General features: G+C 68.0%; 18 protein-coding genes. 8 read left to right on the forward strand and 10 right to left on the reverse strand.

All coding sequences use genetic code 11. From position 1 onward, the window contains the following. Positions 1–25 precede the first annotated feature (25 nt). From ON20_RS11860 to ON20_RS11870, 3 genes are read left to right on the forward strand one after another with little or no spacing between them, the layout of a single operon-like run. Positions 26–1,345, forward strand: coding sequence for an LLM class flavin-dependent oxidoreductase (locus ON20_RS11860; protein ID WP_040835252.1), 1,320 nt, complete (start codon positions 26–28; stop codon positions 1,343–1,345). Next, positions 1,342–2,568 carry an MFS transporter gene (locus ON20_RS11865; RefSeq protein WP_051162236.1) on the forward strand — a complete coding sequence of 409 codons (1,227 nt, stop codon included), beginning with the start codon at positions 1,342–1,344 and terminating at the stop codon, positions 2,566–2,568. The genes ON20_RS11860 and ON20_RS11865 overlap by 4 nt, the downstream gene beginning before the upstream one ends. A 57-nt stretch (positions 2,569–2,625) precedes the next feature. Then, on the forward strand, positions 2,626–2,961 hold the full coding sequence (locus tag ON20_RS11870; protein ID WP_083864861.1) for a sterol carrier protein domain-containing protein: 336 nt from the start codon (positions 2,626–2,628) through the stop codon (positions 2,959–2,961). Positions 2,962–2,974: 13 nt separating this feature from the next. Here ON20_RS11870 and ON20_RS11875 read toward each other — a convergent pair whose 3' ends face one another. From ON20_RS11875 to ON20_RS11900, 6 genes are all read right to left on the reverse strand, one after another. Further along, positions 2,975–4,096: an ABC transporter substrate-binding protein gene (locus tag ON20_RS11875; RefSeq protein ID WP_245547185.1), complete on the reverse strand. Its 1,122-nt coding sequence runs from the start codon at positions 4,094–4,096 to the stop codon at positions 2,975–2,977. Between the two features lie 21 nt (positions 4,097–4,117). After that, on the reverse strand, positions 4,118–4,939 hold the full coding sequence (locus ON20_RS11880; protein ID WP_051162239.1) for an ABC transporter ATP-binding protein: 822 nt from the start codon (positions 4,937–4,939) through the stop codon (positions 4,118–4,120). Beyond that, positions 4,918–5,757, reverse strand: coding sequence for an ABC transporter permease (locus ON20_RS11885; protein WP_051162241.1), 840 nt, complete (start codon positions 5,755–5,757; stop codon positions 4,918–4,920). Before ON20_RS11885 ends, ON20_RS11880 begins: the two co-directional genes overlap by 22 nt. Next, positions 5,754–6,578 carry an ABC transporter ATP-binding protein gene (locus tag ON20_RS11890; RefSeq protein ID WP_040835254.1) on the reverse strand — a complete coding sequence of 275 codons (825 nt, stop codon included), beginning with the start codon at positions 6,576–6,578 and terminating at the stop codon, positions 5,754–5,756. Before ON20_RS11890 ends, ON20_RS11885 begins: the two co-directional genes overlap by 4 nt. Positions 6,579–6,723: 145 nt before the next feature. Further along, positions 6,724–7,581, reverse strand: a complete 858-nt coding sequence (locus tag ON20_RS11895; protein ID WP_083864862.1) for an ABC transporter permease — start codon at positions 7,579–7,581, stop codon at positions 6,724–6,726. A 69-nt stretch (positions 7,582–7,650) separates the two neighbouring features. Next, a complete protein-coding gene (locus ON20_RS11900; RefSeq protein ID WP_040835257.1) occupies positions 7,651–8,796 on the reverse strand; it encodes an LLM class flavin-dependent oxidoreductase in 1,146 nt (381 codons plus the stop codon). 215 nt (positions 8,797–9,011) lie between these two features. Here ON20_RS11900 and ON20_RS11905 point away from each other — a divergent pair, with 215 nt between their 5' ends. Continuing rightward, positions 9,012–10,265 (forward strand): acyl-CoA dehydrogenase family protein, encoded by a 1,254-nt coding sequence (locus ON20_RS11905; RefSeq protein ID WP_051162243.1) that lies wholly within the window; start codon positions 9,012–9,014, stop codon positions 10,263–10,265. A 162-nt stretch (positions 10,266–10,427) separates the two neighbouring features. Here ON20_RS11905 and ON20_RS11910 read toward each other — a convergent pair whose 3' ends face one another. Next, a complete protein-coding gene (locus tag ON20_RS11910; protein WP_040835258.1) occupies positions 10,428–10,919 on the reverse strand; it encodes a free L-methionine (R)-S-oxide reductase MsrC in 492 nt (163 codons plus the stop codon). A 149-nt stretch (positions 10,920–11,068) separates the two neighbouring features. Here ON20_RS11910 and ON20_RS11915 point away from each other — a divergent pair, with 149 nt between their 5' ends. From ON20_RS11915 to ON20_RS11930, 4 genes are all read left to right on the forward strand, one after another. Next, on the forward strand, positions 11,069–12,448 hold the full coding sequence (locus tag ON20_RS11915; protein WP_040835260.1) for a styrene monooxygenase/indole monooxygenase family protein: 1,380 nt from the start codon (positions 11,069–11,071) through the stop codon (positions 12,446–12,448). A 152-nt stretch (positions 12,449–12,600) separates the two neighbouring features. Further along, a complete protein-coding gene (gene sfnG, locus ON20_RS11920) occupies positions 12,601–13,719 on the forward strand; it encodes a dimethylsulfone monooxygenase SfnG (protein WP_040835262.1) in 1,119 nt (372 codons plus the stop codon). Continuing rightward, positions 13,716–14,930 carry an SfnB family sulfur acquisition oxidoreductase gene (locus ON20_RS11925; RefSeq protein ID WP_040835263.1) on the forward strand — a complete coding sequence of 405 codons (1,215 nt, stop codon included), beginning with the start codon at positions 13,716–13,718 and terminating at the stop codon, positions 14,928–14,930. Before sfnG ends, ON20_RS11925 begins: the two co-directional genes overlap by 4 nt. Positions 14,931–14,968: 38 nt before the next feature. After that, on the forward strand, positions 14,969–15,481 hold the full coding sequence (locus tag ON20_RS11930) for a flavin reductase family protein (protein ID WP_040835264.1): 513 nt from the start codon (positions 14,969–14,971) through the stop codon (positions 15,479–15,481). 266 nt (positions 15,482–15,747) lie between these two features. Here ON20_RS11930 and ON20_RS11935 read toward each other — a convergent pair whose 3' ends face one another. The 3 genes from ON20_RS11935 to ON20_RS11950 form a co-directional block, all read right to left on the reverse strand. After that, positions 15,748–17,244: an amidase gene (locus ON20_RS11935; protein WP_040835265.1), complete on the reverse strand. Its 1,497-nt coding sequence runs from the start codon at positions 17,242–17,244 to the stop codon at positions 15,748–15,750. 581 nt (positions 17,245–17,825) lie between these two features. Next, positions 17,826–18,491: a hypothetical protein gene (locus ON20_RS11945; RefSeq protein ID WP_040835269.1), complete on the reverse strand. Its 666-nt coding sequence runs from the start codon at positions 18,489–18,491 to the stop codon at positions 17,826–17,828. 498 nt (positions 18,492–18,989) lie between these two features. Continuing rightward, the gene (locus ON20_RS11950; RefSeq protein WP_218002502.1) at positions 18,990–19,517 is read right to left on the reverse strand and encodes an Rv0361 family membrane protein; all 528 of its coding nucleotides are present in this window, start codon (positions 19,515–19,517) and stop codon (positions 18,990–18,992) included. Between the last annotated feature and the right edge of the window lie 76 nt (positions 19,518–19,593).

The raw sequence follows: 19,593 nt of genomic DNA on the forward strand, positions 1-19,593 counted from the left end.
GGAACGGATGTCTTGACAATTCCATCTGAACGCCTTCCTCATGGGCGTCGGACACCATGAGGCCGCGTGGCGTCATCCACGCACCGACGCGCGCCGCATCCGGGAGGTGACCCACTTCCAGGAGCTGGCGCGGATCGCCGAACGCGGAAAACTGGATTCGGTGTTCTTCGCCGACGGACTCGCCGTCGGCCCCCGGATCGCACACAATACCCAGGCCGTGTTCGAGCCGATCACCCTGCTGTCGGCGATGGCCGTGGTCACCGAGCGGATCGGGCTCATCGCGACCGCGTCCACCGGGTACAACGATCCCTACACGCTGGCCCGGAAGTTCGCCTCGCTCGACCACATCAGCGGTGGCCGCGCCGGCTGGAACATTGTCACCTCCGGCGGTGTCGACGAGGCCGCCAACTACGGGTTCGACACGATCCCCGACCACGCCGGACGTTATATCCGTGCCGCCGAATTCGTCGATGTGGCGACGGCACTGTGGGACAGCTGGGAGGACGACGCACTCGTTCTCGACGCCCGGACAGGGCGGTTCGCCGATCCGGACAAAGTCCACACCATCGACCACGACGGCGCCCGCTTCAAGGTCCGCGGTCCGCTGAACACGCCGCGGTCGGCGCAGGGTCGGCCGCTGTTGGTGCAGGCCGGATCATCGGAGAGCGGGAAGGATTTCGCGGCCCGCTACGCCGAGGCGATCTTCACCGCACAACGTTCGATAGCCGACGGCCAGGCGTTCTACCGTGATGTGAAGGCCCGCGCGGTCAAGTTCGGCCGCAATCCGGACGAGGTGAAGATCCTGCCCGGGATCGTCCCGTATATCGCCGCCACCGAGGAGGCGGCCCGGGATCTGGAACAGGGATTCACCGATCTGATCTCGCCGGAGTACTCGCTGCGGCAGCTATCGCAGATGCTCGGGATCGACCTCACCGCACACGCCCTGGACGTCCCACTGCCGCCGTTGCCCCCGATCGAACAGATTCAGGGCAACAAGAACCGCTACCAGCTGGTGAAGGATCTGGCTGCCGGGGAGTCGCTGACCGTGCGGCAGCTGATCGCGAAGCTCGGCGGCGGCCGCGGTCACCGCACCATCGCGGGCACCCCGGAACAGATAGCCGACGATCTGCAGGCCTGGTTCGAGGCCGGGGCGGCGGACGGCTTCAACGTGATGCCGCCATATCTGCCCGGCGTCCTCGAGGATTTCGTCGACCAGGTGGTGCCGACCCTGCGGGCACGCGGTCTGTTCCGCACCGAGTACACCGCCTCGACGCTGCGTGGCCACTACGGTCTCGACCACCCGGTGAACAGGTACGCCCCTACCGCCCGCGAAGCGAGCGCATGAGGGCTGCCGCCGCCACACTGAAGCCTCTGATTCCCACGGTTTTCGTTCCCTCGGCCGTTTTCGGTATCGGGCAGGGTGCCGGGGCGCCGGTGATTGCACTCATCGCGCGTGACCTTGGTGCTTCGGTCGGTGGCGCGGGGGCGATCGTCGCCCTTGTCGGGCTCGGCGCCGTTCTCGGCGATCTTCCGGCGGGGCGGGTCGTGGCCCGGTTCGGGGAACGCCGCGCCATTATCACCGGAAGCACGCTGGGGGCGCTGGGCGTGGGTTTGTCACTGGTGGCATGGACCCCGCTGGTGCTCGCGGCCGGCGCGGTGCTGACCGGGCTGTCCAACGCGGTGTGGGGATTGGCCAGGCAGAGCTATCTTGCGGAGGTCGTGCCCGTGCCGATGCGGGCGAGGGCCATGGCGACCTTCGCGCTGATGTGGCGGCTCGGTTTCCTCATCGGCCCGTTCCTGGGCGCGCTGGTGATCCTCGGCGTGGGTACGCGTGGGGGTTTCGCCGTTCAGCTGGTCGCGGTCGTCGTTTCCGGCTATCTGATGGCCCGGGTGCCGGACCCGCCCCGCGCGGCGGAGGCGGCACCGGGCGGGGCGTCACTCGGCGCCATCGTGGGCCGGCACCAGAGGCTGCTGACAACCCTGGGTACCGGCGCGCTGTTGATGGGCGCCGCACGTGCCTCCCGCGAGGCGACACTGCCCCTATGGGCCGACCATATCGGGCTCGACGTGGCCTCCACATCGGTTGTCTTCGGCGTCGGTGCCGCGTTCGATCTGGCCTTCTCCTATCCGGCCGGGCAGCTGATGGACCGCTACGGCCGTCGGGCCATCGCGGTGCCGTCGCTGCTCATCATCGCGGTCTCGTATTTCGCGCTGCCGTTCGGTCACGACCTGTGGTCGATCGGTGTGGTGGCGGTAATCATGGGGATCGGCAACGGCTGCGGTAACGGGGTCATCATGACGCTCGGGGCCGATGTGGCGCCGCCGGCCACTCGCGCGGAGTTCCTCGCCGCCTGGCGGCTCGCCCATGACGCCGGTATGTTCCTGGGACCCTTGACCGTCGGCGTGGCGGCGACGGTCGTGCCGCTCGGTTTCGCGGTGGCCGCATTGGGCTGTATCTCCGCGACCGGCAGTGCGGTGATGTACCGGTATATCCCGCGGTTCGTGCCGTGGCCGCCGCACCGCTCCGACGCTTCGGCATCCGGTGCGGTCGTGAATTCCGGCCCGTGACCGTATGGAGGTGTCCGGCGGGGCGGCCTCGCGGCCTTGCCATAGCCCGGTGACGGGCTGACCGAACCGGAGCCGGGTGCTCGGAGTGTCGGCCGCCCGGCGCGACGCACCTACCGGCAAGACCCGTCGGTGGTCGTCGCCATCACCGATCCGATCCTGCCGGCCGATACCGGGACGTACCGGATCGCGGACGACGGGGTCACCAGAGTGAACGCGCCCGCCGACCTCGGCATCGATATGTCCGCGCTCGCCGCTTGCTATCTCGGCGGCATCCCCTGGCGGCATCCGGTCCTCGCGGGTCGCGCCACTGAGTACCGGTCCGGGGTCGCGATGGACGGTCACCCGTTCAGCGGTACGTATTTCCGACCGGCGTTGCGTGTACATCGGCCGTAGTGTGTCGCCCCGCTCATTCGGCGCGCACGGTCCCCACTCCCTCGGCCGGATCGATACCGGCCTCCTCGAGTACCTTCGTCGCGAGCTCCGGCCGGACCGCGCCCTCGGGGAGTTCGGCGGCCGGGATCGACTTGATCCGGTACAGGAACTCGACCGCGGTATCAACGAGCTCCGCGCTGTCCCCGGTGGGGGCGAACGGCAGCCGCAGCCGGATATTGTCGGGGCTGCCGCCCTGGGCGGGGGCCCAGCTGCGGTAGAGGGAATCGCGCAGGTCCTTGTCGGAGAAGCCTTCGGTCTGCTCCTGGGCCAGTCGGACGACCTCATCGGCGTTCGCCGGGTCGGCGAGGAAGCGCTGGGCGTCCAGTTCGGCTTGCAGCCAGCCCCGGGCCACCTCCGGTCGGGTATCGAGGAATTCCTTGTCCATCAGCATGAACCCGCCGTCGAGCTGATCGGCGAAGGCACCGCTGGCGACCCGCTTGGCGAGGCCGGCGTTGACCAGTTTGGACGCTGTGGGCTCCCAGACGATCGCGCCGTCGATCTTGCCGCTCTCGAAATTCGAAGTGATCACATCCAGGCTCTGGTTCAGATAAGAGCCCGGTTCGACACCCAGCCGCTGAAAGCTCGACTGGGCGATCCGGTCGGTGCAGCTGCCCTGCGGGGTGGCGATGGTTTTACCGCCGAACCATCCGACGGCCTCCTGCTGGGTGGCGAAATCGGGGGCGTCGGGCCGGACCAGGAAGACGCCGCACTGATCCTGGGACAGGCCGAGGGTGGAGACGATTCGCAGGTCGCGGGTCGCGCGTTTACTGGTTCCCACGATCGAGGGCATATCGCCCGCGTACCCGATCTGTTGTTTCCCGGCGAGCATCTGGCTGACCACGATCGAGCCCTGTAGCCCGATCTCGAAGGCCACCGTGGAGCCTTCCGGCAGGTACTTCTTCCAGAACTCCTTGCCGCGCATCACCACGCCGGTCCATGCCTCGGTGTAATACGGCTGGTATCCGACCGTGAGATGGACGGGGTCCCCTTCCGAGCCCAGGTCGTTACCGCCGAGATCGCCGACGGCCGCGCACGCCGAGGTGGTCAGGGCCAGGGCCGCCGCCAGGGCGACGATCGTGGAACCGAATCGAATCACTTCTACCTTCCGTGGGGAGGCTCATCGACCGGCCGATATCTCCGCCGGTTCGTCGGGTGCCGACAACAGGTGCAGCACACGCTCTTTGACGTGTTGAACGTCGTTGTCACCGAGCAGATCGGTGCGCTGCCGCGGTCGGGGCAGCGCGATCCGGAACTCGGCGCGTACCCGGCCCGGGCGGTGGGCCAGCACCAGTAGTCGGTCGGCGAGCAGCAGGGCCTCGTCGATATCGGTGGTGATGAACAGCGCGGTGCGTCGGTGTTCGGCGAGTAGTTGCGCGGTATACTCCTGCATCAGTTCCCGTGTCATGGCGTCCAGACCGCGGAATGGTTCGTCGAGCACCAGGACCGCGGGTTCGTTGACGAGTGCCCGTGCCAGCTCGGCCCGCCGGCGCATCCCACCGGACAGTTCGCCGGGGTAGCGGTCGCGGAAGTCGGCCAATCCCATTCGAGCGAGCAGATCGGTGGCGGTTTTCCGGGCCTCGGGGCCGTCCGTGCCGCGGGCGCGTGGCCCGAACATGACATTGCCGAAGGTGGTCAGCCACGGCATCAGCGCGTTCTCCTGGAACAGCAGCAGACGCTCGGCGGACGGGCCGCGCACCGGCCGTCCGTCGACGACGATTCGGCCGGCCGTGGGCCGCTCGTATCCGGCGAGCAGATAGCCGAGAGTGGACTTGCCGCATCCCGACGGCCCGAGCAGCGCAATGATCTCACCGGCCGCGACATCGAACGAGCAGTCCGCGACGACCGGCACCGAGTCCGGCCCGGCATCGACCTCGAAGGTCACGTGCTCGAAACGCACCGCGCCCGCCCCGTTTCCGGTCATGGTGTCACCTGCTGCCATGGAGTCAGTCGTTTGCCGAGCAGTCGCACCACCGCGCTCGAAACATAGCCGGCGATACCGAGGCTCACCATCGCCACGATCACCCGGGGCAGGTTGTTGCCCTGATAGGCGTTCCATACGAGGAAGCCCAGGCCACCGTCACCGGAGCTGTCGCCGCCGCCGGAGATAAGCTCCGCCGCGACCACCACTTCCCAGGTGATCCCCATCCCGACCGTCGCCCCGGTCACCAGTGACGGAAGGATGGCCGGCAGCAGTACCCCGCGGAACAGGAACCAGCGCCCGGCGCCCATCGAGCGGGCGGCCAACACATGCCGCCGATCGATCGCCTCCGCGCCGCCGACCGTATTGAGCACGATCGGGAACAGGGCGCCGAGAAAAGTGACGAAGGTGATGGACAGTTCCGAGGTCGGCCAGAAGATGATCGCGAGCGGCACCCAGGCCAGCGGCGGAATGGGCCGCAGCGCCTCGAACACCGGGAAGACCACCTGCCGAAACCGGGGTCGCGTCGCCATGAGCAGTCCGAGCACGCCGCCGACCACGAGCGCGGCCGCGAAACCGGCCAATACCCGCTGGAAGGACAGCGACCAGCTGTTCCAGTAGCCCGCGGCGGCGGCGAGTTCGGCGAAATCGGCCACCACGGCACTCGGTGGCGGCAGCCGCCATACCATCGGGACCGGCAGACCGGTCCAGTCGTCGAGGCGGGTCGCCACCTCCCAGACCAGAACCGCGACCACGAGCCCGACCGCGCCCCGCCGCAGGGCGGCCGCACCGGCGGTGAGGGTTCTGATGTCGGAATTCCCGGTGATCCCGATACTCATCCGGCCATCTCCCGTTCCCCCGCCTCGAAGGCGAGTCGGGCCTCGTCACGGACCGCGTCGGATACCTCGCCGACCAGGCGGCGGAACTCGGGGGACGTCACCACGGTGTGATCCCGGGGGCGGTCGAGGCCGATCTCGATGGTGGTCTTCACCCGGCCGGGACGGGTGGTCATCACCGTCACGTGACTGCCGAGGTAGACCGCCTCCTCGATATCGTGGGTGATGAACAGGACGGTCACGCCCGCGCGGTCGTACATCTCCAGCAGCGCCTCATGCATCCCGGCTCGTGAGACCGCGTCCATTCCGCGGAACGGTTCGTCGAGTAGGAGCACCGCGGGTTCGAGAACGAGCGCGCGCAGGATTTCCACCCGCCGCCGGCTACCGCTGGACAGTTCGCCCGGATACCGGTCGGCCAGTTCGCCCAGCCCCACCTGGTCGAGCAGGGCCCGCGCCCGGTCGAGCGCCGCGCGGCGTCCGGTCCGGCGTCCGACGGTGAGCCCGTAGACGACGTTCTCGGCGACCGTGAACCAGGGGAACAGTGTGCTGTCCTGGAAGACCACCACGCGGTCCGAGCCGATCGCCGCGGAGGGACGTCCCGGACCACACAACAGTTCGCCGTCGAGTTCGATCCGGCCGGACGTGATCTCGGTGAAACCCGCCACCGCGCCGAGCAGGGTGCTCTTACCGCAGCCCGACGGCCCGACGATCACATGCAGTTCGCCCGGGGCGATCTCGAGACTGCATCCCTGCACCGCGGTTACCGGCGCCCGCGAAGTGCGGTAGACCTTGCCGACATCGTCGAGAACCAGATGCCCACTCATGCTGTGCCTTCCGAGGAATGAAAGGGCGCCCGCGTGGTGACGCCGCGCTGCCGCTTCCGGTGTCGACCGCTCGGGTCGGGGCTTCCGGGCCACGAACGGACGTCTGCGGGGTGGCGCTCGCGTCGCGGCCGCCGGCGCCGAGCGTTCATGCCCGGCCTCGCGTGCGATAGGCCATCAGGCGGTTGCCGACGAGCCGGATCAACGCGCTGGACGCGAATCCGACCAGCCCGAGTGTGATCATCGCGATCACGATCGTCGGGTACCGGGTGGTGGTGTAGGAGGCGTTGATCAGGTAGCCGAGCCCGAACTCGCCGGCGATCATCTCGCCCGCCACCAGCGAGAACCAGGCGACACCCATCGCGATCTGCAGGCCGGTGAAGATATAGGGCAGCGCACCGGGTACGACCACGGTCCACAGCACGTCCACCGGCCGCGCCCCCAGACAGCGCGCGGCGCGGACCAGGTCGGGATCGATCGACCGCACGCCCAGTAACGTGTTGAGCGTGACGGCGTAGAAGGCGGCCAGACAGGTGAGGAAGACGACCGAGCTCTCCTGGCTGTGGAACATGAGGATAGCCAGGGGAACCCACGCCAGGATCGGAATCGGCCGGATCACCTCGAATACGGGGAACACGTACTGGCGAAAGCGTATCGACCATCCCAGCAGCAGGCCGAGCGGAATGCCCGTCGCGAGAGCGGCGGTGAACGCGAGGGTGACCCGGCGCACGCTCGCCCAGATGTGTTCGTAGTACGAGGCGGTGAACAGGGACGTCCCGTACACGGGATCGGTGCTCACCCATTCGCGAAACACCTCGATCGGCCCGGGCAGGGCGTGGAACCGCGGCAGCGACAGAACATCGACACACAGGTACCAGGCCGTCAGGAACAGGGCGAAGCCGAGCACGGCCCACGGCGCGGCGGTCGCGCGCCGCCGCCAACGTCGTGGGACCGTGGGAACCGGCGGCGCCGGAGCGGCGGCCCTTGTCGCGGTTGCCGTGCTCATGGAAGGCGAACCGGTGCCGAGGGCGGAGCACCCGCCGAAAGGTCGGTCATTGTCGGTGATCCCACGTGCTCAGCTGGTGGACGCCGTCGCGAACGGGGTGGCGGCAGGTCGGGTGGACCGGCGCACGGCGGAACGCCACAGCCCACGCCGCTCGAGGATCGGCAGTACGCCCTCCCCGAACCAGTAGGCCTCCTCGACATGCGGGTAGCCGGACAGGATGAAATGCGTGATCCCCAGGCGCGAGTATTCGATGAGGCGTTCGGCCACCTCTTCGTGCGAGCCGACGAGCGCGGTGCCCGCGCCGCCGCGCACCAACCCCACGCCCGCCCACAGGTTGGGGGCGATCTCCAGCCGGTCGGTGCTGCCGCCGTGCAGTTCCACCATGCGCCGCTGGCCTTCGGATTCGCTACGGGCCAGATTCGCCTGGACCCGTTGCACATCGGCGGGATCGATACCCTCGAGCAGTCGGTCGGCCTCGGCCCAGGCCGCTTCGGAGGTGTCGCGGGTGATCACGTGGATACGCAGGCCGTAGCTCAACTGCCGGCCGTTGTCGACGGCGAGGCGGCGGATCCACTCGAGTTTCTTGCTGACCGCGAAAAGTGGTTCACCCCAGGTGAGGTAGGTGTCGGCGTATTGCGCGGCGACCGGCCCGGCCGGGGCGGACGAGCCGCCGAAGAAGAGCGGCGGCACCGGATCGGGATGGTTGTTCAACAGCGCGTCGCGCACGTAGAGGTGTTTGCCTTCGAAGGTGAACGGTTCGTGCGAGCGCCACAGCTCGCGCACGATGTGCAGGAATTCGCCGCAGCGTTCGTAGCGCTGCTCCTTGTCCAGGAAATCGCCGTAAGCGCGCTGTTCGTGGGGTTCGCCGCCGGTCACCACATTGAGTAACAGCCGGCCACGGGAATGGCGTTGGAAGGTGCCGGCCATTTGCGCGGCCAGCGTCGGGCTCACCAGTCCCGGCCGGAAGGCGACCAGGAACTTCAGGGTTTCGGTGGTCTCCACCAGCATGGCGGTGGTGAGCCAGGCGTCCTCGCACCACGCCCCGGTCGGCGTGAGGACGGCCTCGAAGCCGTTTTCCTCCGCGGCGCCCGCGATCTGGTTCAGGTAGCGCAGCGACGCGGGCCGGTCGCCGGACATGGCGGTTCCGTGGCCACCGGCGATCAGACCGCGCGAGTCACCGTAGGTGGGCAGAAACCAGTGGAACGACAGGCTCATCCTCAGATCTCCTTCAAGGGCACATACATGCCGGGGGATATGTCCGTGGGCCGGCTCCGAGCCTGGCCGACCCCTGATTGTGGTGTCGCAGGTGTTCCCGGTCACCGGTTCGAATCGAGCCGATTCTTATCGGCGATCGACGGCCACCGGCGGGTATTTCGATCGCGGTGCGCGTAACCGGTGAGGTCGGGATGGTCTCCGGCCATCGTGGGGGGATGACTTCCACCACTGCACGTTCGGTCTCCGATGCCGGACTCGACGAGATCTTCACCCCGATCTACGAACGCATCGCCGCCGGCGCGGTCGCGCGGGAAACCGACCGCAGGCTCGCCTACGAGGAGGTGGGATGGCTGCGCGAGGCGCGTTTCGGCGCGCTGCGCGTACCCGTTGAATACGGTGGTTTCGGGGCCGGTGTGCGACAGCTGTTCCGGCAGCTGATCGAACTGGCCGCCGCCGAGTCCAATCTGCCGCAGGCGCTGCGGGTGCACTGGGCATTCGTGGAAGACCAGTTGCTCGCCGAGGAGGGCCCGCACCGGGAGCGGTGGCTACGCGTTGTCGCCGAGGGGACGCTGGTCGGGAACGCCATCACCGAACCCGGAGTGGGCGCGGTGGACCGATACCGGACCCGACTGTCCCCCGAGGGGGACGGGTGGCTGCTCAACGGCGTCAAGTACTACAGCACCGGTTCGCTGTACGCCGACCATATTTTGGTGGCGGCCGACCGGGACGGTGAACGGGTCGGGCTGCTGGTCGACGCGAACGCCGACGGGGTGCGTCAGCACGACGACTGGGACGGTTTCGGGCAGCGCCTCACCGCCAGCGGCACCACCGAGTTCATCGATGTCGCGGTGCGCGACGAGCAGATCCTCGGCCCCGGCTACGGTGCCGCCGGCCCGACCTATTCCACGGCCTACCTGCAGTTGGTCCAGCTGGCCGTGCTCGCCGGTATCGCCCAGCGGGCCGAACGCGATGTCCGCGAGTGGGTGGGGCAACGCACCCGCGGCTACACTCATTCCGCCGCCGACCTGCCGCGGCACGATCCATTGGTGCAGCAGGTCATCGGCAGATTGTCGGCGGCCGCGTTCAGTGCCCGTGCCACCGTTCTGGCCGTGGCCGAACTACTCGACGACGTCCTGGCCGCCGGTGCGAAGGACGAGAAGGCTCTGGTGGAAGTGGAACTGTCGGCGGCCCGGGCGCAGCTCGCGGTGATCGACACGGTCCTTCCGGCCACGAGTGAGCTGTTCGAGGTGGGTGGGGCGTCCATCACGTCGGAACGGCTGCGATTGGACCGGCACTGGCGCAACGCCCGAACCATCTCGGTGCACAATCCGGCGATTCAGAAGGCTCGGGCGATCGGCGACCACCTGCTCAACGGTGCGGACCTGCCGTTCGCGTGGAGCGCGGGCGAGCGCAACACGGCGGCGGACCGATATACCGTGGCCGGTTCGGCCGGGCCGGCAGCTCGATGAAGCAGCGGTTCGATCGTGTCGACCCGGTTGGTCCGGACGAAACCGGTGAATCCGGCGGGAACGTTCGCCCTGTACATGCGCGCCGGGCGTCGACCGGCTTCTCGCCGGCGCCGGCTTCCGAATTTCGGGGCTCATCGGGCGGCCCTCGGCCGGCGGGGCGGTTCAGGGCGGGGAGAGGGAATGAACGAAGATCTCGCTGATTCTCTCCAGACCGCGACGGTCGGTTTCGTCGAATCGCGCGGCTCGAGGGCTGTCGAGATCGAAGACGCCGACGAGTTCGTCGCCGTGGACCAGCGGCACCACGATCTCGGAACGCGAGTCGGCATCACAGGCGATATGCCCCGGGAACGTGTGCACATCCGGGACAATCTGGGTTCGGCGGGTGGCGGCGGCGATCCCGCAGACACCTTTGCCGAGCGCGATACGGACGCATGCCGGTTTTCCCTGGAAGGGACCGACGACGAGCTCGTTGCCATCGAAGAGATAGAAGCCGACCCAGTTCACCTCCGACAGCGAGTGAAACACCAGGGCGGCCAGATTGGCGGCATTGGCGATACGGTCGGATTCGCCGGCGACCAGCGCGGTGGCCTGGTCGGCGAGTTGCCGGTACTGTCCGGCGCGGTCCCCGGTGAGCGGTTCGATACGGAACGACACGACGGGATCGTAGAACGGCGGGCCGGCGCGCCGATACGTCCGCCGGTATTCGCTCTTTCGGAAAAGCCTGTCGTCCTGGGTTTTTCGCTATTGATTTCTCGGTGATCGCAACTCTCGGGCGGCGCGCTCGGCGGCACAACGATGGTGCCATGACATCTCAGCACACTCCCACTACTCGTAAGGCCGCGATCATCGGCGCGGGCCAGGCCGGCGCCACCGCCGCGCTCGGCCTGCTCGACGCAGGATTCGACGTCACCGTATACAGCAATCTGGACCGGGACGCCCTGCGCAACGATGTTCCCGCCACCGGCACCGCCCTGGTCTTCGGTGAGGCACAGGACGCCGAGGAGGCACTGGGCCTGCCCACCTACCGTGACCGGGCACCGCTGCACAGCGGATTGACCGTCCGGATCGCCGGTGGTGGCGACGAACTCATCGCCTTCGACGGCGAATTCGACGGATACGTCGGCCTGGCCGTGGACACCCGGTTGAAGGCCGGGGAGCGGCTCGATGCCTTCGTCGAACGCGGCGGCACCTTCGTCGTCGACGATGTCACCCCGGAGAAACTGGACGCCATCGCCGCCGCCAACGACCTGACCCTGGTCGCGACCGGACGCGGCGGTCTGTCCGAGTTGTTCCCGATCGACACCACCCGCACCGTCTACGACGTGCCCCAGCGCAGCCTGTTGACGGTGACCGTCACCGGCCTGGGCTACGACGAATCGGTTTTCGCGCACCGCAGCCCGGCAGGCGGGGGACGCAGCGGATTCTCCATCCTGGCCGAACAGGGTGAGGCGTGGTGGGGGCCGTACCTGCACAAGGATGTGGGTCCGAGCTGGGCATTTCTCGGCTGGGCGCGGCCGGGTAGCGATTGGGAGAAGCGGTTCGCCGCCGCCGATTCCGCCCATTCGGCGCACCGAATCGTGCAAGAGCTGTACCGCGACTACCTCGACTGGGACCTGCCCGAGGTACTCGCGACCAAGGTGATCGAGTCCGATCCGCACTCCTGGCTGAAGGGCGCCGTGCGGCCCGTGGTGCGCGCCGGCGTCGGCACCACCCCCGGCGGCCATACGGTGGCGTCGCTGGGCGACACCTCCGTGGCTTACGATCCGATCGCCGGTCAGGGTGCGCAGAGCGGGCTGATCCAGGCGCAGCGGTTGGTCGAGGCGGTCAAGGCGCACGAGGGTCCGTTCGACGCTGCGTGGATCACCGCCCAGTACGAATCGTTTCTGGCGGTGCGTTCGGATGCCGCCGCGAAGGTCACCCGCCTGTTTTTGAGCGATCCCGAATTCGGTGAGATCGGCAATCAGTTCTTCGCCGCCGCCGCGGTCGATCCCCGGTTCGCGAGCGCGCTCGTCGGCCTACTGCACCGGCCCCAGCCCTTCCTGGGTGTGAACTCGACCGAGGACGCGCAGGCCTACCTCACCGAGATCACCGGAGAAGACGCGGGTGTCCTGTTGGAGAAGTTCCGGCCGGCGGGCCGGTTCGACCGGTCGACCTATACGGCATCGGCCGCAACCGTGTCCTGACCTGGGGCCGGCCCACGCCTGGGGCAATCGGATCGGACAGATTCAAACCCTCGTCCGACGTTCACGGCGCTGGTGAACTGAATGGGCGTCGGGCGTTTGTTGCCACGCCCGGCGCCCATTCGAGGAGTCCACGGCAGGCAGCGGGAGCAGGGATGACCACCGAGAAGATCACCGATCAGGTCCAGTTCGCCTACTGGGTACCCAATGTCAGCGGCGGTCTGGTCACCAGTGATATCGAACAGCGGACGAGCTGGGACTTCGACTACAACAAGAAACTGGCGCAGACCGCCGAACGCAACGGTTTCGACTATGCGCTGTCCCAGGTGCGCTACACCGCTTCCTACGGTGCGGAATACCAGCACGAATCCACCTCGTTCAGCCTCGCACTGCTCGGCGCCACCGAACGGCTCAAGGTGATCGCCGCCGTCCACCCGGGCCTGTGGCATCCCGCGGTCCTCGCCAAATTCGGCGCCACCGCCGATCACCTGTCGGGCGGACGGTTCGCCATCAACGTGGTATCCGGTTGGTTCGCCGGGGAATTCACCGCCCTTGGCGAACCCTGGCTGGAACACGATGAACGCTACCGGCGCAGCGCGGAGTTCCTCGAGGTCATCCGCAAGATCTGGACCGAGGACAATGTGAACTACGGCGGCGACTTCTACCGCATCCGCGACTTCACCCTCAAACCCAAACCGCTCAACACTCCCGAGCGGCCGAACCCCGAACTGTTCCAGGGCGGTAACTCCACGGCAGCGCGCCGCAACGGCGGTCGTTACGCCGACTGGTACTTCTCCAACGGCAAGGACTTCGACGGCGTCACCGAACAGCTCGACGACCTGCGCGCCGTCGCCAGGCAGTCCGGGCGTGAGGTCAAATTCGGTTTGAACGGTTTCATCATCGCCCGCGACAGCGAAAAGGAAGCCCGTGACACTCTCCGCGAGATCATCGAGAAGGCGAACAAACCTGCCGTCGAAGGCTTCCGCGACGCCGTCCGGCAGGCCGGCGCCTCCGCCCGGGACGGCAAGGGTATGTGGGCCGACTCCACCTTCGAGGATCTGGTCCAGTACAATGACGGTTTCCGCACCAAACTGATCGGCACCCCGGAACAGGTGGCCGAACGGATCGTCGCCTACCGCGATCTGGGCGTGGACCTCGTGCTGGGTGGTTTCCTGCATTTCCAGGAGGAAATCGAATACTTCGGCGCCAAGGTGCTGCCGTTGGTGCGAGAGTTGGAGGCCGCGCGCACACCCGTCGCGGTCGCGGGCGAATGACCGCCGTCGGGGCCGAGCGCATCACCTCGGCCGAGCAGGCCCGTGCCGTCGCCGCTCGGTTGGCGGCGGAGTTCGCGCCCGGCGCCGCCCGCCGCGACCGCGACCGGAAGCTGCCGTTCGCGGAGGTGGACCGCTTGGCGGCCAGCGGTCTGCTGGCCGCCACCGTGCCCGCCGCGCTCGGTGGAGCGGACCTGGCATCGAGTGATCTGGCCGAGGTGGTGCGACTGCTGGCGGTCGCGGACCCGAATATCGCCCAGATCCCGCACAGCCACTTCGTCTATGTGAACCTGCTGAGACTGGCCGGTTCCGAAGCGCAACAGCGCCGATACCTGGGTCAGGTCCTCGAGGGCGCTCGGATCGCCAACGCGCAATCAGAGCGTGGCGGTGCCACCGTCGCCGAGATCGCCACCACCATCCGCCCCGTGGACGACGGGCGGCGGTTCCGTGTCGACGGGGTCAAGTACTACTGCACTGGCTCGCTGTTCGCGGACCTGCTGGCGGTGCTCACCCGCCTCGACGACCCGGACGGCCGCTCCGGTCTGCCGCCCGGCCAGTACATCGCCTACCTTCCGGCCGATACCGCGGGGATCGAGATCATCGATGACTGGAACGGTATCGGGCAGCGCACCACAGGCAGCGGAACCGTCACCTTCGACCGCGTGGGGGTCGACCGCGATCAGCTGGTGCACCGCAGCGCCGCAGTGGACGCCCCGACCGCTTACGGCGCGTTCGCGCAGCTGCTGCACACCGCCATTGATACCGGCATCGCTCGCGGCGCGCTCACCGCGGCCGCCGACTTCGTCCGGGAGCGCAGCCGCCCCTGGTTCGAGGCGGGTGTCGAGCGTGCGATCGACGACCCACTGGTCGTTCAGCGGTTCGGCGAGCTCGCGGTCACTGTCACCGCCGCCGAAGCCGCACTGGAACGGGCCGGAGCGGCCGTTGACAGCGCCCGGCACCGGCCCGCGCAGGTGAGCGACGCCTCGATCGCGGTGGCGACGGCGAAGGTGCTCGCCGATCGCGCCGCCACCGAGGTATCGAGCGCCCTGTTCGAGGTGAGCGGCACTCGCAGCGCCGCGGCCGAGCTCAACCTGCACCACTTCTGGCGCAATGCCCGCACCCATACCCTGCACGATCCGGTGCGCTGGAAATACCAGCACATCGGCCGATCCCTGCTGCACGGCACCCCGCCGCCGCTGCACGGCGTCATCTGATCGGCGAAGCACCGGGACGAGAAGAGGATCAACGAATCATGGCCGATCTGAACGACGTTCCCACCGATGGTGCCGGACTGCGGCGCGCCTTCGCTCACTTTCCCAGCGGGGTGGTAGCCGTCTGCGCGGAGGTCGAGGGGGTGCGGCACGGGCTGGTCGTGAGCACCTTCGTCCCTGTATCGCTGGATCCGCCGTTGGTCTCGTTCTGCGTGCAGAACAGTTCGGAGACCTGGATCCGGCTCGCCACGGCCGGGCGTCTCGGCCTGAGTCTGCTCGGCACGGGCCAGCAGGACGCCGCGCGGGCGTTCGGTACCCGCGGTATCGACCGTTTCCGGGGCGTGGAGATCCACCGCGGGCGCCGGGGGGCGGTCTTCATCGACGGGGCCTCGGCATGGTTCGAGGGCACGGTCGAAACGCAGGTGCCTGCCGGCGACCACAAGGTGGCGCTTCTGCGTATCGACCGTCTGGCGACCTCGGCCGAGGTGGAGCCCCTGGTTTTTCACGGCAGCCGCTTCCGCCGTCTGCTCGCCGAGGAACCCGTCCGGAATTGACCGACGGGCGTACAGCGGGTCGGGCATCACGCCACTGATCGCGATCTATGTCCGGGTGTACAGGCCCCTGCTTTCTCGGGTGAGGGCCGCACCGAGTCACCGACGCTTTCCGGCCTCCGCCTGAGCCCGGTACCCGCCTGGGGTCGGGGGGTTGCCGGGGCCGCACCGGCGCTCCTGCTCCGGCACCGGCGGCTGCGGGCGACAATGGCCGCGTGCTCGCGGTCCCGACCCATCGGAGCCGGGGGCGGGCCCGGCGGTCGAGGGGGCTACGACAGGTCGATACCGTCCAGTGGTGGTTGGTGGTGCGCCCACGGGCGGGCCTGTTCGATCTGGCCCGCGAGTTGTAACAGCAGGTATTCTCCGCCGGGCGGCGCCACGAACTGGGTGCCCAGGGGCAGGCCGTCAGCGGTGCGGTAGGTGGGCACACTCATCGCGGGCCGGCCGGTGACATTGGCCAGTTGGGTGAACGGGACCGCGCTGAGGTTGGCGAATACCTGATCGTGGTAGAACCCGGTGCGTGATACGAATCGTCCCGCACCCGCCCGTAACAGCGGCGACAGCAGGGCTGCCACCGGGGTGGGCGTGTGGTCGCGGCCGATGGGCAGCGGAGGCTCCGCCAGGGTGGGGGTGAGGAGTAGGTCGTAGGTGCCGTGGAATTCGGCCAGAGCGCGGGTGTAGTCGTTCCAGCGTTCGTGGGCGCGCACCAGCGCGGGTGCCCTGACGGCGCGACCGACCGCGGCCATGATCTGGGTATCGATATCGAAATCACCGGGGCGTGCGCGGGTGGTGCGGCAGGCGTCGTCGACCGAGGCGGCCAATTGCGCGGTCCACACCGTCATGAAATCCTGCGCCAGTTGCGCACCGTCGAAGACGGGGGCCGCGGGCTCGATATCGTGGTCGAGGGACTCCAGGAGCCGGGCCGCGTCCTCGGCAGCGGCCACGGCCTCACGGTGAACCGGGGTGCCCAGGGGAGACTCGGCGGTGAATCCGATGCGCAGCCGCGGCGGGGGCGTGCCCACGGCATCGGCATAGGGTTGGTCGGAGCGGGCCGCGATATACGGGGCGCCGGGATCGGGCACGCTGAGCACATCCAGCATGACGGCACTGTCGCGGACACTGCGGGACAGTACGCCTTCGGTGGCGGCCCCGTAGATGGCTTCGCCGGTCGCCGGACCGTTCGGGATCAGGCCGCGGCCGGCTTTCAGGCCGAACAGGCCGGTACAGGCCGCCGGTATACGGATCGAGCCGCCCCCGTCGCCGGCGCCGGCCATCGGAACGACACCCGCGGCCACCGCGGCGGCCGACCCCCCGGATGACCCGCCCGGACTACGGTGCGGATCCCACGGATTGCGGGTCGCGCCGAAGGTGCGGGTTTCGGTGACTCCCTTGCTGCCGAATTCGGAGGCGGTGGTCTTTCCGAAGATCACCAGGCCGGCATCGAGCCAACGCTGTACCACCAGACTGTGCCGCGGGGCCGGAACGGACCGCAGCGGTGCGGTACCGGCGGAGGTGGGGTAACCCGCGTAGTCCTGCATGAGGTCCTTGATCAGGAACGGAATACCGGAGAACGGCCCACCGGCCGGTTGGGCGGCCGTGGCCCAGGCCTCGTCTTCGAGGAGCAATGTTATCGCGTTGATGACCGGCTCGACCTGCCGATATCGCGCCAGCGCCACGTCGAGCAACTCGATGGGACGCACCTCGCCGCGGCCCACCAGCCGGGCCAGTCCTACCGCATCGCACGTTCGGTACTCGTCGTACCTCATCACACTCCTTATACCGAGCCCGCTGGTCGGGCCCACGCCGGTCCACCCCACTGGATAATCGTTGTGGAAGTCGCGAATGGAAACGGTCGACGACAGATCGCCCGGCTGTCGGGCCGGTGAACATCCAAAATCATCGAGTGATATAACCGGCTCTTTCGGCGGTGGCGGGATGTGTCGGTGAATATTCCGGGTCGAAGGTGTGGAGTCGCTCGGCGCCGCCGCGCTGCCGCGTGGGCCGGGTGACCGGAGGTTCGCGACGGGTCACGCGACCCACATCCCGCCGGGCACCGATGACCGGGAGCCCTGCCTCAGAGCAGGGCGCGGCATCGTGATCGGTGAATTGCATAACAGCAAATGGACGGCGGCGGACACGCTTCATATGTGACAGGCGGACAACCGGCTCGCGCCGACCGGTATGACGCCGCGAAACGGAACATATGAGCCGGGCGGTATACGGTCCGCACGGCTCATATGGTGCCCGCTTACTCGGTGAACGCGCCTCGGAGGACTCGGCGGCGCCGCAGAATTCCTGATGGGCGTACGTTCATCGGAAACCGTCTCGGCGCCGAAATGGCCGGATCCTAGCGGCTCACATAGACGCTGACGAGATTGCGCAGGGCGCGGTTCTCCTCGTTCGCATCGTTCAAGGCCGCCCGCAGATTGCGGATCTCGGCGACCAGGTCATCGATGGTGATATGCGAATCCAGTGTCATCGGCTCCGAGTTGGAGATGCGCACCAGCGTGCCGGACTCACCGTTGAGCTTTGCCGCCCCGTTGTGTTCGGAATGGTCGCTGTCCTGTGCGTCCTTTTCGCCCGCGTTGTCCTCTTGCGCCTCGTCGGCGGTATCCGCCGCGGGCTCCGCCGGAGCTTCGGTCTCGACCGAGGCCTCGGGGTCGGCCGGTGTCACGGCGTCGGCCGGTGCGGCGGTGTCGGTTTCCGTGTCCTCCGCCGGAACGGTCTCGGTCTCGGGCAGAGGATCGGACCGGGCGGCTTCCGCCGCACTCGCATCGTTACGGTGCGTGGAGGCGCGGCGACGACGTGAGGACGGCTCGGCCGGCTTCGCTGCGGGGGTACCGGCCGCCAGGCCGGCGTCCTTGGCCCAGCCGGCCAATGTGGCGACCGACGGTTGGCCCAACTGCTCGGCGACAACCGTGCAGGCGGCATTGACCGATTTCCCCTCGGCGAGCAGCTTTTCCACCCGTTTGAGCGCTTTCTTCTTGATCACCACAGAATAACGGCCTGCCATATGATTCACTCTCCCGCTGTCGGTGTTCATTCCTGTCGTCACAGGAAGTCGTTCTTTTCTTTTGCGCGATCATATTACGGCGTGAATCCGATTCGCTTCGCGGCCGGCGAACGGATGGCAATCTCGTGCATCGGCGCTCGTGGTGGCGCAGCTCCGTGATCACCGGGAAGACCCGTGGGAAATGCCGGCCGTTCGGGAGGCAATGAGCATGCAGCGCACGGGCCGAAGCCGGACAAGCCTGGCGGACGGCCTTTCTCAGAGGCGAGCGTCCCCGGTCGGAGGCGGTGATGCTCGTGTGGTATGGCCGCACATCGAACACGGAGAATCCAAGGGCCACGGTTGGTTCCGGCGTAGTGACGGGTATCCGTTCCGAGCCGTGACCGAGACGGCGCTCGGGACCCCGCACGGCGGTGCCGGTGGCCTCCCGAGCGTCCGATCGGCTGTCCGGGCCGCCGGGGCGAGGGTGCGGCGAGAACCCCGCCCCGATCACGGAACCGATCAGGGGAAGTCGAGCAGGCCACACACCTTCCACTCGCCGTCTTCTTTGACGAGATCGTAGGTGACCGTATGGTTCATGCTCTCACCCGCGATGTCCATCGACACCTCGACGGTGAACGTTCCCGAGTCGCTGCCGTCGGGAACGTCGACGCTTTTCAGCGTGGACTTCACGTTCATGTCCATATCCGGAATGTCGGTCGGCTGTGTGCCGAGGGACTGTTCGGCGTCCTCGATCTGGCCTCGATCCGCCCGACACAGCAGGTCTTCCTGGTTCCCGCCGCCGTTCACGAAGGCTTGCGCCACCCCACGCGGATCGTCCTGTGAGGTGCCCACGGGCCCACCGTCGGAGAACAGGAAGAAGACGCTGACCCCGGCGACGACCACGAGCACGGCCACCACACCCAGGATCGCGAACAGTACCTTGTTCCCGCCACCGCCCGGACGTTGCGGGTATCCACCCTGCGGCGGATAGGGCTGCGGCCCGTACCCGGGTGGCTGCATACCGTATTGCGGAGGCTGTTGCGGCACACCACCATACGGTCCGGGCTGCCACGCTCCGGGTTGATACTGCGGGTTCTGGGGGTTGGGCGGTTGGGGATGAACC

It is taken from the genome of Nocardia brevicatena NBRC 12119, assembly GCF_000308495.1.
GTDB classification, from domain to species: domain Bacteria; phylum Actinomycetota; class Actinomycetes; order Mycobacteriales; family Mycobacteriaceae; genus Nocardia; species Nocardia brevicatena.

Coding starts and splice junctions, on each gene's coding strand:
- ON20_RS11885 (WP_051162241.1), bottom strand. CDS start 5,757: ATGAGTATCGGGATCACCGGGAATTCCGACATCAGAACCCTCACCGCC.
- ON20_RS11880 (WP_051162239.1), bottom strand. CDS start 4,939: ATGGCAGCAGGTGACACCATGACCGGAAACGGGGCGGGCGCGGTGCGT.
- ON20_RS11925 (WP_040835263.1), top strand. CDS start 13,716: ATGACCGCCGTCGGGGCCGAGCGCATCACCTCGGCCGAGCAGGCCCGT.
- ON20_RS11890 (WP_040835254.1), bottom strand. CDS start 6,578: ATGAGTGGGCATCTGGTTCTCGACGATGTCGGCAAGGTCTACCGCACT.
- ON20_RS11945 (WP_040835269.1), bottom strand. CDS start 18,491: ATGGCAGGCCGTTATTCTGTGGTGATCAAGAAGAAAGCGCTCAAACGG.
- ON20_RS11865 (WP_051162236.1), top strand. CDS start 1,342: ATGAGGGCTGCCGCCGCCACACTGAAGCCTCTGATTCCCACGGTTTTC.
- ON20_RS11930 (WP_040835264.1), top strand. CDS start 14,969: ATGGCCGATCTGAACGACGTTCCCACCGATGGTGCCGGACTGCGGCGC.
- ON20_RS11915 (WP_040835260.1), top strand. CDS start 11,069: ATGACATCTCAGCACACTCCCACTACTCGTAAGGCCGCGATCATCGGC.
- ON20_RS11905 (WP_051162243.1), top strand. CDS start 9,012: ATGACTTCCACCACTGCACGTTCGGTCTCCGATGCCGGACTCGACGAG.
- ON20_RS11895 (WP_083864862.1), bottom strand. CDS start 7,581: ATGAGCACGGCAACCGCGACAAGGGCCGCCGCTCCGGCGCCGCCGGTT.
- ON20_RS11900 (WP_040835257.1), bottom strand. CDS start 8,796: ATGAGCCTGTCGTTCCACTGGTTTCTGCCCACCTACGGTGACTCGCGC.
- ON20_RS11935 (WP_040835265.1), bottom strand. CDS start 17,244: ATGAGGTACGACGAGTACCGAACGTGCGATGCGGTAGGACTGGCCCGG.
- sfnG (WP_040835262.1), top strand. CDS start 12,601: ATGACCACCGAGAAGATCACCGATCAGGTCCAGTTCGCCTACTGGGTA.